This window comes from Paenibacillus sp. FSL R7-0189 (assembly GCF_037969925.1).
In the GTDB taxonomy this organism is placed as follows: Bacteria; Bacillota; Bacilli; order Paenibacillales; family Paenibacillaceae; genus Paenibacillus_AQ; species Paenibacillus_AQ odorifer.
The window spans coordinates 4736387-4751610 of record NZ_CP150223.1 but is presented as its reverse complement, the minus strand read 5'-3'; the positions used below and the strand labels follow the sequence as shown (position 1 = coordinate 4751610).

Sequence of the window (15224 nt, the reverse complement as noted above, 5' to 3'; positions counted from 1 at the left end):
TAAGCAAAAAAAGAAATGCGCTAAGCGCATTTCTTTATGCCAAACTTTTAAGTTCCTCAGTAAGATTTCGGAAAGCCATCTCATCTCCGGTAGCCAGCGCCGTGTCAATCTCACGGTGCAAGATGTCGGAGCGACGCTTTCGCAGCGCTTCATCCCACACCATTTCTGCCGCAAGTCCTAGCATCACTTCATACGTAGCCTTCATTTTGTCCATTCGATACACCTCCGCTGTTTAAGAGATCCTTTTTTCTTGTTATTTGATATTTTGATATCCATCAAGATGATTATGTTTTCGGTTTCAAGAGAATCGGCACCTACTAAAGCATATTCATCAATCCTGTCTTCGTTCTACATATTTGCCCATTCCGCTCAATACTTCCTCTATTGTACCCATCAGCAACAATAACGGATTCCTACATCTGCGTATGTAATCCCCATAAGCATTTCGCACACGCACCTCTACCGAAGATACTTAGGCACGGCTGTCTCTATCCCCCATGGCGTCATCATCACAGCGAGTCCACCAGAAGTCTCGCCCAATTTAAGCATCCCTAGGTGCACCATCATCCGTATTATACGTTGCTCTAGAATAGAAGCAGCACTGTCATAATAAAACGGTTTAATTAGCCACCCCACACCATCCACTAAAGAAGGTACTGTCACCCAATTACCGGCGCTGATGCTTATCCAATACACAAGTGAAGGTAGATTTGGCACAGCCCCTTTATATAGTCTTAACCAAAAAGAGAATATCTGCATCAACGAATCACATTTTCCATCGTTTAACACAGCCTCACCGGTCGCAGTAAGCCTTAGCCGGAAGCCTTCCTCAGAGATCCAGCGGCGGTGACGAATATAGTCATACAAAAGCGCAAATCTTGGAGGATAATGCTCACAAGCTCTCCCATAACCAAACCTCCAACCGCCTTTGCTAAGAAGCTCCTCCGGAATATGAAGCGCGTTCATCACACCTTGCTGATAACGCCTATACATTGCCCCTTCCTGATTCAGTTCTGGCTCATTGTCCTTAATATATCTCAGCAGCATTACCAGATCACTGATCATTAATTCTCCTTCACTGCGATACATCACAGGTTCAGGGCTAGTTGCGATGCTCTCTTTGATATGCGCACTCATCGTCTCCCGGAAACGCTCTTTTAAATCTTTGGGTACCTGGTACAAATATCTGGTCTGCTGTGAGGAACCACTAAAGAGCCAGCCTCCACTCTTGAAGCGAGAGACCATCTCCCGGAAACCTCCAGTTTTTCCTTCAGGTGCATCAAAAGACGCTTGCCTTGCCACAGCCAACAAATCCTCAAGACTAAAGTAGGTGCGTTCATCAAAAAGCAATGTATTCAAAAACCTTAAATCCTCCGGAGCGCATTCCCGGATATGAGACTCCATAAAACTTCTGCTTCCAAGCATAATCAAAATACTTTGGATCAAGTCGTGTTTGGAATTCTGTTTGCATTCACACCGGTAGCGGCCCGCTATGGCGGTCAGCTGTCCAATATCTGCATAAGTAAGCATATCCGCCAGATTCATGTTTTATCGCCTCACCGTTTTACTACCATTATGGGGAATACTGCCTATTTTATTCCCTTTATTGCAAAAAAAATAACCCGAAGCCCGGGTTAATGCTGATTTTGCAGGATATGGCGAGTACAATTATATAAAATAGGGTTCCATTCCCGCTCTTTCTTCTCCAGAATCGTCAAGGATAGATTGCCAATTCGTTCAGAATACTTATCCTTGTAAAGAGCAGTATACAGCTGAGCAAGAAATCCTCCATGGGATATGACGAGTATATTCCGATTGGGATGCAATGCAGAAATATCTTCCATAAAAGCAAGAGCCCGCGCCTGAAGCTGTTCGTCGGTTTCTTGACCGAGGGAGAGCTGGCTCCATTCCTTACCCCACTTCTCTTCACGTTCTGCGGCAGTAAGCCCTTCTACCTGCCCATAAGCACGTTCCCGGATACGCTGATCAGGTTCTAATAGCGGAATCCCTAACTTGTCAGCAATAATCTTACCGGTCTCAGCAGCGCGGGAAAGATTACTAGTAACGCAGCAGTCCCAGCTGTACGGTTCCTGTAATAAGCGGTCAGCAAGCATTGCAGCTTGCATCCGTCCTTCATCATTAAGTGGAATATCACTTTGTCCCTGTATTTTCCCTATCGCGTTCCAGTCCGTCAATCCATGGCGTATCAAGCCGATTAGCATGTTGCCTCCCCCTTTTCAGCAAAGTATTTGTCTCTTAATGTAACATGGATGAAATAAAAAGTCTTCTTTTTATGAGTTTTACAATGCAAAAAGCCCCTCATTACATTAAGTAAAGGGACTCATTCAATGTTCTGAATATTATAAACAACGGAAGCAAAGACATACGTCTAATAACCCTCTATGATCGGCGATAACGATTCAGCCTAGTTAATGAAAATACTGCAAAGCCTACACCTAACATTGATAACATCATCCAGTATTGAGGATGAGTGGGTCCCATACTTACTACAAGGGGTTCAATGATCCCACCTTCAGAGCCCAAAATTGGATACGTTGATTGCCATTCCATCGAGGATCCAGCGACACCTGTCTCCACAATTCCACTCTGAGCAACAACTGCATCACCTGGAGTTCTGAACATCGTAAAATAAAGAACGCTGGACAGAAATATTGCCAGAAAGCATGCGATCCATAAGCTAAGCCGATGGCGAACAATAGCAGAGGTCCCAGCAGATTTCCCGTCACCGGGCATCAACCATGGACTCTCTAAATAAATCCGCTCCATGACCTTAACATTTATGGCTTCAGCACGCTCTTCACTGATCTCTTCCCTCAAATCTTGCATAAGCAGGCTGCTCTCTTGCCATAGAGCCCATTCTGCAGCGCAGTAAGGACAAGTTTCAATATGTCTTTCAAGTAAAATCCGCCTAGGATGTGTGGGGGGAGCGTCCCACAAGAGCGGAATACATTCTTGCGCTTCCCTGCAATTCATTCGCCTTACACCCTCTCAACCTGCTCTTCAACTTCAGGCTCATTGAAATAGGATTCGAGTTGAAGCTTCACACTACTCCTGGCACGAAACAATAATGATTTCACTGAGCTTACACTCTGATCTAAAATTTCTGCGATTTCTTGATAGTCCATTTGATCATATTCACGTAGGATAAGTGCAGAGCGTTGTTTTTCGGGAAGATTATTTATCGCCTCACGGACCAAATTCATCCGTTCATTGCGCAATGCAGCCTGCTCGGGTGCAACTTCAAACGGTGCTACTGGTGTATATCCACTCTCTTCCAGAGATACATTACCGGCACGGTTCTTGCGAAGCTCACTTAGAACAGTGTTGCGGGCGATAGTGTACAGCCATGTTGAGAATGAAGCATCTACCTCTCGAAAGGAATGCAAGCTACGAAATGCCTTGTAGAAGGTCTCCGAACAAAGGTCCTCTGCGATAAGCTCCATATGTGAATTTCTAAGCATATGATATACAAATGCTAGTATTTTACGTTGATAACGACGCATTAATTCTGAATATAATTCCGTGTTTCCTTGTTTGATTTGCTGGATCAACTGGGAATCCGTCATGGTGAGATTGGCCCTCCTCGCCCTTGCACGTCTTTTCCCATCCGGTCCGTACTTATTATACCGGTTTGGGCTTTAAAAGTTGCGGTGTTACTGCAAATTTTTAGTTTTTTTATGAAATACACCTATGTATATTCAACTACCCGATAATTAAGGCATGATGTATATGAAGAAGACAAAAAGAAATAAGGCATACTTCTAATTTTACATAAATATAGAAACGAATCTAGAAACATACCTGCTCTATTGTACCACATATTCTCATAGGATGACATTAATAGACTTTAGATAGGTCGACTCGCCAGCAAGACCCGACATTGGATTTCTGACTTAGAATCCGGCTTTAAAAATAACACATTTATCAATTTTTAAAAACTGTTGACAAAATGTAAACGTATACATATAATAAAAGTACAGTATGGTTTCTCTCCACTCCTATCCAATACTTAACGGTTCCAATTTATTGTGAACTGTAGCCGCTTACTTTGTAAGCGGTCTTTTTTTGTCCTGAAAGCGCTCTACCTTTTTTTAGATGATCTATATTAGATTATTTTACTATAGCGAGCGAATTAGCTTCCACAAATCCCCACAATTATCTATTACCCCGTCTACGTCCACTTGAAGAGGGATATGCTCATTACATTTCCAAATGTCTTGCAGCCCTGCGTTACGGCTCTCTTGTACGTCATTCATTGGATGATCACTACAAATATAGCCTCCTCTGCGCTCACCCCATTGGTATCCTTCCTTTTGCAAAAATAAAGGATTAAACCGGGGAAGGTGATAAGCCTACGGGCAGGTTCGTTACATAGACGTCATTTGCATAGCTGCGTGTGTAATCCACCCTCTAATCCTAATCGTATGGAAAAGAGTCAGGATAAACAATATACTAGCTATAAAGTTATTTGTTGAGGTGAATTTGAAATGGATGAAATCGATGAATCAAAACAACTGGTACTACAAATCGGCGGTGCCTTGAAAAAGTACAGAAAAGAAAAAAACATGAGCTTAGACGACTTAGCGGAATTAACGGGCGTAAGTAAACTTACTCTGGGGAATATCGAACGTGGCGAGACAAACCCAACTTTGGCGATAATATGGAAAATTTCAAAAGGCATATCTTTGCCCCTATTAGCTTTGTTCAAATCTGAAGACCCTGTTAGTTTGTATCGAGCAGGCGAAGGTCTTCGGTTTTCTAATGATCAAAAGAATTGGATCATAGAACCCGTCTTTAAAAATGTAAGCAACGATATTGAAATGTGTCGGGCTTACTTACAGCCAAATAGTTCGTATCACCCTGAAGGTCATCATGTGAATACAACTGAAATTGCGACAGTAATGACTGGTTCCATTGAAATACGAGTCGATGGAGAGATGTACACATTGAATCAATATGATACGATCAGTTTTCGTGCAGATCGCCCTCACTCTTATACCAATCATACGAATAGCGAAACAGTGCTCCATATCTCCTTAAAATATGGTTTCTAAAAGTCGAAAATTTCACCTATTACATGCAACTCAGTATTCCATTCTAAATGGAAACTCTGAGTTGTATTTTTTTATCTAATATAAGCATTTCAATTTATAGAACCATCTCAATAAAGTAAACTTTAAAATACTTATTGTTAAATTTAATATATTATACTATACTTTCATTGTCCGCGCGGATATTAGTACGCATTAATTCTGGGAGGGAAAATGAAGAATGCCGAATAAAAAATTCGTACCATCATCTTTAGGGCTGCTACTACTCGGCATTATTATTATTGCCGCAAATTTACGTGCTCCCTTAACCTCGGTCGGTCCTTTAGTGGGTCTCATAAGGGATGACGTTCATATTTCCAATACTTTAGCAGGCTTGATCACAACGGTACCTTTACTTACCTTTGCTTTATTATCGCCTCTAGTACCAAAACTAGGACGTAGGTATGGAGTTGAACTTTTAATTTTGTTTGCCCTGATCTTTTTGACTGTTGGAATTGTAATACGTTCTTTATCTGGGGCTGCAAATCTGTATATTGGAACTGCAATTCTTGGATTTGCAATTGCCGTTTGTAATGTATTAATGCCAAGTTTAATCAAACGTGATTTCCCTAATAAAATCGGTGCCATGACTGGTGTATTTGCAATTTCAATGAGTTTATCTGGAGCGATCGCCTCGGGAATCAGTGTACCGCTAGCTGCAAACGCAGGTTTAAAATGGCAGGGTGCATTGGGAATTTGGGGGATCCTAAGCTTTGTATCGATCCTCTGCTGGTTGCCTCAATTAAGGAAGCGTACGAAGCAAACAGCCTCGACGAGTCAACAGATGACCGGCAATGATGTGAATGTTTGGCGTTCCCCTCTTGCCTGGCAAGTAACCTTGTTTATGGGGATGCAGTCTATGATTTTCTATGTGCTGATCGCATGGTTGCCTGAAATTTTAAAACAGCAAGGCATTGACTCAAGCCAATCAGGATGGTACCTCTCAATAATGCAGTTAGCACTGCTTCCATTTACCTTTATTGTCCCCGTTATTGCAGGGCGAATGTCAAATCAACGTTCGTTAGTGTTCATTACAACCATTTTGCTTTTGACGGGAACGCTCGGACTGCTTTACGGAAGCTCCAACATCATTCTGTTGTGGATCATCATACTCGGAATTGGTGGAGGCTGTGCCTTTAGCTTGTCCATGATGTTTTTCGGTTTACGTACTAAAAATGCGCATCAAGCAGCGGAACTGTCTGGTATGGCGCAATCGATCGGATATCTGCTTGCCGCAATTGGTCCTGCCCTTATAGGATATTTGCATGACACGACAAATAGTTGGAACGTGCCACTTTTCATACTGCTTGGAGCTTCGGTCTTACTCTTTATTGTCGGTCTAGGAGCAGCAAGAAATCGTTTTGTAGGTAGCCAAGCTAGTTACGAAGAAACAAACTCAAGTACCAGAGAATTTCTTGGAAGAAATACTGATCGAAATGAAGAAAGCGAGTTGGGGAACAGTTGCAACAAACCAAACCTAAATTAGAGTCTTCGGGTATTAATCCGGAAGCATTTTGCGGCACTCCTTTCTTTGCTTCGTTGATCAAAAAACATTTAGCTTGTACTAAGACGCTATCGGACACAGTTGACCTTAAATGCAGCATTAATCCGCATTTGGGATGCTAACGGACCGCATAGTAGCTATTGGCACGAAAAACACCCAATATAAGCCTCTTTATGTGAAATAGCGTCTGTGGAGTCCGAAAGACTGCTTCAAAGGCAAAAAACGAGCAAATAACGTCATTAGGGTCCGTAAGTACTAGGTGGTACTTATACTGGTACTTATGGTGGTACTTATGAAGCTAGAATAAAAAGTGGACAGTAGTTAACAGACTGGCGATAATGAGTCCACGGAGGTGTGTTCACATGGGAGAACATCGACAACGGTACAACGAAGAATTTAAAAAACAGACAGTGCAGTTCATTCAAGAGCAAACAAAGACAGTGGGCGACTTGGCGGAAGAGCTCAACATCCCAAAAAGTACCCTGCATCAATGGATGAGTCAGTATCGAGAACTAAAGAATGAACCGGCAGCTAGCGTGGATCGAGTACGGGAACTCGAGGCACAGTTGAAAGAAATGAGCCGACAACTTCAAGAAAAAGATAACAAGATTGCTGATGTGGAAGAGGAATTAGCGATCGTAAAAAAAGCAGTGCACATCTTCAGCAAACCAAGGAACTGAGATTCCAGTTTATTGAAAAACATCGCTCCGAGTTTCTCTTGGAGAAGATGTGCATGACCCTACATGTGTCACGGAGCGGGTACTACAAGTGGCGGACAGAAAAAACCAGTACGCATATGCTTCGTAAGGCTGCGATAATGAAGCGAATTCAGTATCATTTTGCAGACCATCAAAAGCGGTATGGGAGTCCGAAGATCACCCGCCTGTTGCATCAAGAAGGTTATACCGTTACCGAACGCACGGTGAGTGTGTACATGCGACATATGAAGCTTCGCTCCATTGTCTCCAAAACGTATCGCGTACAGACCACCGACTCCAATCATGACCATCCGATTGCCCCGAATACGCTGAACCAGCAATTTAAAATACTCAAACCCAATTCAGTATGGGTTACCGACATTACGTACATTCCTTGCCGGGGAGGGCGCTTGTACCTGGCTAGTGTGATGGACCTTTGCACGCGTGAAATCGTGGGGTGGCGCTTGGAGGACCATATGGAAACTAGCTTAATTTCGGGCGCCTTACAAGATGCTTACGAAGCTAAACAACCGGAAAAGGGTCTATTACATCACTCCGATAGAGGTTCTCAATATACTTCTCATGAATATACGAAGCAGTTGAAAGCGTATGGCATGGAGTCCAGCATGAGCCGCAGAGGTAACTGTTATGATAACGCCTGTATCGAGTCGTGGCACAGCATTTTGAAAAAGGAGCTCATTTATTGTAATCCACGATTCAAAACTAAGGAGCAAGCCTACCAGACACTTTTTCAATATATTGAGTTTTATTATAACCGCAAGCGAATGCATGGCGCGCTGGGGTATCTTTCTCCAGTTCGTTTTGCTGAGCAATTGACTAGAATGTCTGTTGCGTGACTGTCCACTTTCTTGACAGAGATCCATTATAGTGATACCGATGGCGATACCGATGACGATACTGACGGCGGCATGTTGAAGTAAGCAGCCAACAAAAAAACAGCGATTCTCTATCAACATGAGGATCGCTGTTTTGCTGTTTATTACGATTTGAAAATGAACCTGAGCGAACCTTAATACTACACGTATACCGTATAATCATGATGCTGCAACAGGATCTTCGCCCGCTCCATATCGTTCTCCTGACGGAAAGAGAGACGCATAATCCCCGGCACATCTTCACGGCTTTCGATAATTTGTACGTTGCTAAGGTTAATTCCTTGATCCCCCAGCTCTGTAGCAATACGACCGATAATCCCCGGATGATCGGGTACATCAATATGTAGGTCAAATAAAGGTGCTATCATACCTTTACGCCGTTCAGGCAATTGACTACGGAAGCCATTAGCTTCATGAAATGCCTCTTCAATCCCAACACCATCTTCACTTTCCAGCAAACGAACAAAAGAAGAAACTTCCTCGTTCCAATCCTTCAACAATCGAAGCATCACTGAACGATTGTTTAACAAGATATCACGCCAAATAATTGGATCACTGGACGCAATCCGTGTAATATCCCGAAAGCCCCCTGCAGCTAACGTACTATACAAGGAGTCAGTATCATCATAAGCTTTAATCTGATTTACCAGTGCAACGGCAATTATATGTGGTAAATGACTAATGGCGCCTACAATCTCATCATGACGTTCTGGATTAAGGCGTACAATCTGCGCTCTAGTAAGGTGGAGTAAGGACTCCAACGCATGATAAGCCTCGTCTGGCACTCCCGGTGGAGGCGTTAATACGTAATAGGCATTCTCAAACAACAGCGATGAAGCTGCCTCAACACCTGAACGCTCTGATCCTGCCATAGGGTGACCGCCGATAAAATGTACTCCAGGAATATCCAAAGAGACCGCGCATGCGGCAATACTAGCCTTCGTACTTCCAACATCTGTAATGATGCAGCCGGGCTTGAGCGGCAATTTGCTTAACTGCTGCAAATAATCCTCTAGCATACCCACCGGCACACATAAAAAAATGAAATCGGCATCGATTGCCGCTTCCTCCACAGACAATGTGGCACTATCGACCACACCTCTGCTAATATACTTACTCGCGGATTCAGGACGGTGGGCATGGCCAACGACGGTCAGGCCCTCCTTGCCTTTAAAGCAAAGGGCCAGTGAGCCTCCGATCAGACCGACACCGAATATTGCTATTTTTGTCGTCATGTTCTTTGAACTACCTGCCTTCTTTAGTCTTGACTTGCTGTTATTACTAGGCGCGTACTCCACTCTCTATAAGAGTTTGTTCCAGCGCGGTGATAAAAGCTGTATTCTGCTCAGCCGAGCCCACAGTAACCCGAATATAAGTCGGATAAACCTGATGACCTGCTCTTACGATGATTCCTTTACGCATCAAAGCATCAAAGACCTCTGCAGCAGGCTTACGAACATCTACCATAATGAAGTTACCGTGTGCCGGGAAGGATTCTAGGCCCAGGCGTTTGAATTCACCTTGCAATTGAACAATACCCGCGCTATTAAGACGACGGCATTCCTGCACATAATCTTGGTCAATCAAAGCAGCAAGAGCTGCAGCTTGAGCAAGACGAGAGGTATTAAATGGCTCGCGTACCTTGTTGATCAACGAAATGATCTCAGGACTCGCAACACCGTATCCAATACGCAATGCAGCTAAGCCATAAATTTTGGAGAATGTACGAAGCACAACCAAATTCTTGTAACGAGTCAGTAACTGGATGCCATTGGAGTATGAAAGATCTGTTACATACTCACAGTATGCCTCATCAAGGACAACCATTACATTGGAAGGCACAGCATCCAGGAAAGAAACCAAAGCTTCCTCTGGTACAATCGTACCTGTTGGGTTATTTGGATTACAGATCCAGATAACCTTAGTACGGTCTGTTATACGGGCCAGCATTCCATCCAGATCATGTGTCCCTTTTACAAGTGGCACCTCAATAGATACCGCACTTTCGATGTCTGCGTTACTCTTATACACGGAGAAGGTCTGGTCCGCCATGATGGTCTCATCACCTGGCAAGAAAAAGGCACGAGCAATAAGTGCAATAATCTCATCTGAGCCACAGCCAAAAATAATATTGTCGTTATTTACGCCAAGACGGCTGGAAAGTGCTGAAGTCAATTCAACGGCTGAGCCGTCCGGATAAAGATAAAGATTCTCAAGTTCTGCTAGAATTGCCTCTTTTGCACTCGGTGAAGCTCCATACGGGTTCTCATTGGATGCAAGCTTAATAACCTCACTTAAGCCAAGCTCCTTCTTGACTTCGTCTATAGGTTTCCCTGGTTTGTAGACAGGGAGATTAACTATATTCGGTTTTGGATTCATTGAATAGTCCTCGCTCTCCATAGTTGATTACTCCACTATACACAGGTCAGAATGACACTGTTATGGTCTTTTTAATTGTGCCACAAATTCTCGAATTTGCAACAGCCCCTCATTCCGCGTAGCAGGATGATCGAGCAGCGGAATTACTTCTTCTATTTTGCGGACAATGGCACTCCCTACTACAACACCATCGCAAATCTGAGCAAAACGGGCAACCTGTTCGCCAGTAGAGATCCCAAATCCTACAGCCACTGGCAGATCCGTAGCTTGACGAACGGAAGCAATAAAGGCTTCTACATCCGCATGGAAAGAGGATCTTTCTCCAGTCACCCCTAATGAAGATACACAATAGATAAACCCGCTCGCACCGGATACAATCTTTGCAATACGTTCGCTTGAGGTTGGTGCAACTAAAGGAATGAGGTTGACTCCAACTTCATCACTACGGCGCCGCATCTCCGCTGATTCCTCAACGGGAAGATCCGGGATAATAAGTCCACTAATTTCATGCTTGTTCAGATCAGCAAAAAACGTATCAAGACCCATTTGCAGGATAGGATTGTAATAAGAAAACAAGATAAATGGCAAACTGCTGCCGGCTTGACGAGCCTTTAGCGCGGTCTCCATGCAAGTGCGCAGGTGAACTTCACCCCGCAGTGCCCGGGCAGATGCTCTCTGAATTACAGGGCCGTCTGCAAGCGGATCAGAGTAAGGTACTCCCAGCTCCAGAATATCTGCACCTGCTGTCTCCAGTTCAGTAATGATGGCAAGAGTAGTCTCCAAATCTGGATCTCCAACAGTCAGAAAAGGAATCAATGCGGTCCGGTTCTCAGCTTTAAGCTTCCGGAATACCAAATCCATCCGGTTTGTAGTTTGGGTTGTCATTCAGTTCCCTTCCCTTCTGTATACGCCATAATGGATTCTACATCTTTGTCTCCCCGGCCTGACAGGCAGATGACAACAATATCATCCTTGGTAAGGGTTGGACCCAATTTCACTACATGAGCTATCGCATGTGCTGATTCTAACGCTGGAATAATACCTTCCGTTACGCAAAGCAGCTTCAGTGCATCTAGCGCCTCTGCATCTGTAATCGGTACATATTTTGCGCGTTCGATATCTTTTAGATAGGAGTGTTCAGGACCCACACCAGGATAATCCAGGCCTGCGGAGATGGAATGTGCTTCTGTTACTTGTCCATGCTCATCCTGCAGGAGATAACTCATCGAACCCTGGAATACGCCATGAGTTCCTTTACTCATTGTTGCCGCATGAAAAGGGGTATCAATGCCTTTACCAGCCGCCTCTACACCAATCATACCGACACTTTCATCCTCAACGAATGGATAGAACATACCGATGGCATTACTGCCACCGCCTACAGCAGCTACGAGCAGATCCGGCAGCCTTCCTTCAGCCTCCAGAATCTGGCGCCGTGTTTCATCCCCAATAACCCGCTGAAAGTTACGGACCATCATCGGATAAGGATGCGGTCCTACAGCTGAACCCAATATATAGAAGGTATCGTCTACATTACTAACCCAGTAGCGAAGCGCTTCGTTGCCGGCATCTTTTAAAGTGCGCGATCCGGAAGTAACGGGAATCACTTCTGCACCAAGCAGCTTCATCCGGAATACATTAAGGGCCTGGCGGCGCGTATCCTCTTCCCCCATAAACACCTTACATTCCATACCTAGCAGAGCTGCAACTGTAGCTGTGGCTACACCATGTTGACCCGCGCCAGTCTCAGCGATTACCTTCGTTTTTCCCATCATTTTGGCCAAAATCCCTTGACCAATCGCGTTGTTAATCTTATGGGCACCTGTATGATTCAAATCTTCACGCTTCAAATATATTTTAGCTTCTCCCAGATGTTTGCTCAGACGTTCCGCATAATACAGCGGGGTCTCCCGTCCGGAATACTGCTTTAATAGATAATCTATTTCTTCCTGAAAAGCTGGATCTGCCGAAAACTTACGGTAGGCCTCCTCCAACTCAATCAATGCATTCATCAAAGTCTCGGGCACGAAGCGGCCTCCGAATGAACCGAAACGTCCATGCTGGTCCGGTACTTGTATCATGATTGCTTCACCCTTTCCACAAAAGCTGTCATTTTTTGAATATCCTTAATGCCGTCAGTCTCTACTCCACTCGATACGTCTACCCCATACGGGACATAGGTATCAAGCAATTCACCAACATTATCTGAATGAAGCCCTCCAGCCACAAACAAGGGCAAGCCATGTCGTACTGCAATTTCTTGGTACTCAGGTAATTTGTTCCATGCGAAGGTTCGGCCAGAGCCGCCGCTCTGCAATGGATCATAAGTATCTAATAAAACCGTATCTACTGCAGCTGCGTAATCTTCCAAGGTATATTCATTTTCAGCTTTATCCCGCTCTTGATCAGCAACGGACAGTGCCTTCCATACCTGAACCTGTGGATAAGCTTGGCGAACCTGCTGGCAAAAAGCCGGGCTCTCCTGTCCATGGAGCTGAATTACATCTAAATGCACCACAGACAACAATTCCTTCAACTCATCCAGCTCCGGATTAACAAAAACTCCTGCAGCCTTAGGAATTTCACCAGTCTTCCAATTTGGAAGTTCTGCAATCAGTTCGGCAGCACGCTCTATGGATACCTTCCGGCGGCTAGGTGCAAAAACAAATCCGATATAATCTAGTGGTAAGTGTAACATAGATTTTAGCACTTCAACGTCCTGAAGTCCACAGATTTTTACTAATGTCTCAGCCATGCCGGACACGGTCCTTTCCGTTAGGAAGCTCACCGAGCAAACCGTTAACCGCATCCTCTACGTTAGCTTGACGCATTAGATACTCCCCAACGAGCACTCCGTGAGCACCAGTAGTTCTTAGGTAGCCGATGTCTTTTGACCCGGAAATTCCACTTTCGCTGATCACTGGAACACCTTGCGGCACAAGAGCTGCCAGCTCGGCTGTTGTCTCCAAAGAGGTCTCGAAGGTACGTAGATTACGGTTATTAATTCCTAGCAGGACGTTAGGTTGGGTTATCTTTTCTGTGCTCAGTACAACCGCCAGTTCATTTCGGTCATGCACCTCAATCAAGATATCCAATCCAAGCCCTGAAGCTATATCTATAAAATGAGACAGTTGTGCCGGTGTCAAAATAGCGACGATCAACAACACGGCATCCGCTCCGAGAAGACGTGCTTCGTAGATTTGCTTCTCATCGATAATAAAATCTTTGCGAAGCAGCGGCAGATTTACAGCTTCCTTCACTTGCTGCAGATAAGCTGCGCTGCCCTGGAAATATTCTGTGTCCGTCAGAACAGATAAACAATCAGCGCCTCCAGCTTCATATCCTTTTGCAATGGAAACAGGATCAAAATCTTCACGGATCAACCCTTTGGAAGGAGAAGCCTTCTTCACCTCAGCGATCAAGCCCATATCTCTGTTCTTCCCTTGGGTCAGAGCCTTACGAAAGCCTCTTGTTGCCGGAAGAAGCGCAATATCACGCTCTGCTTGTGCCAACGAAAAGTTTTTACTGAGCAATTCAACCTCTTTAATCTTAGTCGCGACAATTTTATCAAGATACATAATTAAGTTCCTCCGTCATAGCTACAAGCTGATTAAGCTTGGATAATGCCTTGCCTGAATCCACTACATCTTTTGCTCTCTCTACGCCTCCGGCCATGGTATCTGCCAGACCAGCAACATATATACAGGCTCCGGCGTTAGCAAGAACGATATCGCGATAAGGATTAATCTGCCCTTGAAGGACCGAGGTAATAATCGCCGCATTTTCAGCTGCATCTCCACCCAGCACAGCTTCCAGTGGATGTCTGTTAAGACCTAATGCCTCTGGCGTTACCTCATACGTGGTTACGGTGCCCTCTTTTAGCTCAGACACTAATGTAGGGGCCGAGATGCTGATTTCATCCAGACCATCCAAGCTGCTAACAACCATCGCACGCTTGGACCCCAGCTCCTTCAGTACATTAGCCACCGTCTCTGTCTTATTCCGATCATAAATCCCCAGCAGCTGACGGTCAGCACCCGCGGGATTCGTAAGCGGACCAAGCATATTAAAAATCGTCCGCACTCCAAGCTCTTTACGCGGTGCCGCCGCATGCCGCATCGAAGGATGATAGATTTGCGCGAATAAAAAACAAATGCCGATTCGATCCAAGCATTCCCGAGCCTGATCCGCATTTAGATGAATGTTGACGCCCAAAGCTTCAAGTACATCTGCACTTCCTGCTCTACCGGAAGCTGAGCGGTTGCCATGTTTGGCAACTCGTACAGAAGCCGCTGATGAAATAATCGCTGAGGCGGTAGAAATATTAAACTTATGGATGCCGGAACCGCCCGTACCACATGTATCTAGCAGACGCGCTTTTTCAGTAAGGACAGGTGTGCCGAAACCTCTCATGGCTTCCGCAAACCCCGTAATTTCCTCCACGGTCTCTCCCTTAATCCGTAAAGCGGTCAGCAGTGATCCGATTTGCGCCTGAGAAGCATCTCCCAGCATGATTGCACCCATTATATCCCGTGCTTCTCCACGTGTCAGACTTTTGCCTTCGATTAGTCCAGCGATTCCTGATTGTATCAATTTTGTTGCATCCATAATGTTCATCCTCCCAGCCTTAATGTAA

At 44.7% G+C, this 15224-nt stretch carries 16 protein-coding genes; 4 read left to right on the top strand and 12 right to left on the bottom strand.

Going from position 1 to position 15224, the window contains the following annotated elements:
• Nucleotides 1–34 precede the first annotated feature (34 nt).
• The 5 genes from MKY63_RS20680 to MKY63_RS20660 form a co-directional block, all read right to left on the bottom strand.
• Nucleotides 35–214 carry an IDEAL domain-containing protein gene (locus MKY63_RS20680; protein WP_036676261.1) on the bottom strand — a complete coding sequence of 60 codons (180 nt, stop codon included), beginning with the start codon at nt 212–214 and terminating at the stop codon, nt 35–37.
• Nucleotides 215–459: 245 nt separating this feature from the next.
• A complete protein-coding gene (locus MKY63_RS20675) occupies nt 460–1545 on the bottom strand; it encodes a hypothetical protein (protein WP_076101463.1) in 1086 nt (361 codons plus the stop codon).
• Nucleotides 1546–1634: 89 nt separating this feature from the next.
• Nucleotides 1635–2222, bottom strand: coding sequence for a histidine phosphatase family protein (locus MKY63_RS20670; RefSeq protein WP_076127520.1), 588 nt, complete (start codon nt 2220–2222; stop codon nt 1635–1637).
• A gap of 178 nt (nt 2223–2400) precedes the next feature.
• Nucleotides 2401–2847, bottom strand: a complete 447-nt coding sequence (locus tag MKY63_RS20665; RefSeq protein ID WP_051490909.1) for a hypothetical protein — start codon at nt 2845–2847, stop codon at nt 2401–2403.
• Nucleotides 2848–2999: 152 nt separating this feature from the next.
• Nucleotides 3000–3587, bottom strand: coding sequence for a sigma-70 family RNA polymerase sigma factor (locus MKY63_RS20660; protein ID WP_036676255.1), 588 nt, complete (start codon nt 3585–3587; stop codon nt 3000–3002).
• A 921-nt stretch (nt 3588–4508) separates the two neighbouring features.
• Here MKY63_RS20660 and MKY63_RS20655 point away from each other — a divergent pair.
• The 4 genes from MKY63_RS20655 (at nt 4509) to MKY63_RS20640 (ending at nt 8170) form a co-directional block, all read left to right on the top strand.
• Nucleotides 4509–5075 carry an XRE family transcriptional regulator gene (locus MKY63_RS20655; RefSeq protein ID WP_038572428.1) on the top strand — a complete coding sequence of 189 codons (567 nt, stop codon included), beginning with the start codon at nt 4509–4511 and terminating at the stop codon, nt 5073–5075.
• Nucleotides 5076–5292: 217 nt separating this feature from the next.
• A complete protein-coding gene (locus tag MKY63_RS20650; RefSeq protein ID WP_081383403.1) occupies nt 5293–6597 on the top strand; it encodes an MFS transporter in 1305 nt (434 codons plus the stop codon).
• A 380-nt stretch (nt 6598–6977) separates the two neighbouring features.
• Nucleotides 6978–7295: a transposase gene (locus tag MKY63_RS20645; protein WP_036683594.1), complete on the top strand. Its 318-nt coding sequence runs from the start codon at nt 6978–6980 to the stop codon at nt 7293–7295.
• Complete coding sequence (locus MKY63_RS20640; protein ID WP_143758705.1) at nt 7244–8170, top strand: IS3 family transposase; 927 nt, start codon at nt 7244–7246, stop codon at nt 8168–8170. Before MKY63_RS20645 ends, MKY63_RS20640 begins: the two co-directional genes overlap by 52 nt.
• A gap of 179 nt (nt 8171–8349) precedes the next feature.
• Here MKY63_RS20640 and MKY63_RS20635 read toward each other — a convergent pair whose 3' ends face one another.
• The 7 genes from MKY63_RS20635 to trpD are packed head-to-tail and all read right to left on the bottom strand — an operon-like array spanning nt 8350 to nt 15196.
• The gene (locus MKY63_RS20635) at nt 8350–9444 is read right to left on the bottom strand and encodes a prephenate dehydrogenase (protein ID WP_036676253.1); all 1095 of its coding nucleotides are present in this window, start codon (nt 9442–9444) and stop codon (nt 8350–8352) included.
• A 46-nt stretch (nt 9445–9490) separates the two neighbouring features.
• Nucleotides 9491–10588 (bottom strand): histidinol-phosphate transaminase, encoded by a 1098-nt coding sequence (gene hisC, locus MKY63_RS20630; protein WP_076141350.1) that lies wholly within the window; start codon nt 10586–10588, stop codon nt 9491–9493.
• Between the two features lie 60 nt (nt 10589–10648).
• On the bottom strand, nt 10649–11473 hold the full coding sequence (gene trpA / locus MKY63_RS20625) for a tryptophan synthase subunit alpha (RefSeq protein WP_076147359.1): 825 nt from the start codon (nt 11471–11473) through the stop codon (nt 10649–10651).
• A complete protein-coding gene (gene trpB / locus MKY63_RS20620) occupies nt 11470–12669 on the bottom strand; it encodes a tryptophan synthase subunit beta (RefSeq protein WP_076101466.1) in 1200 nt (399 codons plus the stop codon). The genes trpA and trpB overlap by 4 nt, the downstream gene beginning before the upstream one ends.
• Entirely contained in the window at nt 12666–13343 is a 678-nt protein-coding gene (locus MKY63_RS20615) for a phosphoribosylanthranilate isomerase (RefSeq protein ID WP_076147357.1), read from the bottom strand. Before MKY63_RS20615 ends, trpB begins: the two co-directional genes overlap by 4 nt.
• A complete protein-coding gene (trpC, locus tag MKY63_RS20610) occupies nt 13336–14166 on the bottom strand; it encodes an indole-3-glycerol phosphate synthase TrpC (protein ID WP_036676246.1) in 831 nt (276 codons plus the stop codon). The genes MKY63_RS20615 and trpC overlap by 8 nt, the downstream gene beginning before the upstream one ends.
• Complete coding sequence (trpD, locus tag MKY63_RS20605; RefSeq protein WP_170914202.1) at nt 14156–15196, bottom strand: anthranilate phosphoribosyltransferase; 1041 nt, start codon at nt 15194–15196, stop codon at nt 14156–14158. Before trpD ends, trpC begins: the two co-directional genes overlap by 11 nt.
• Between the last annotated feature and the right edge of the window lie 28 nt (nt 15197–15224).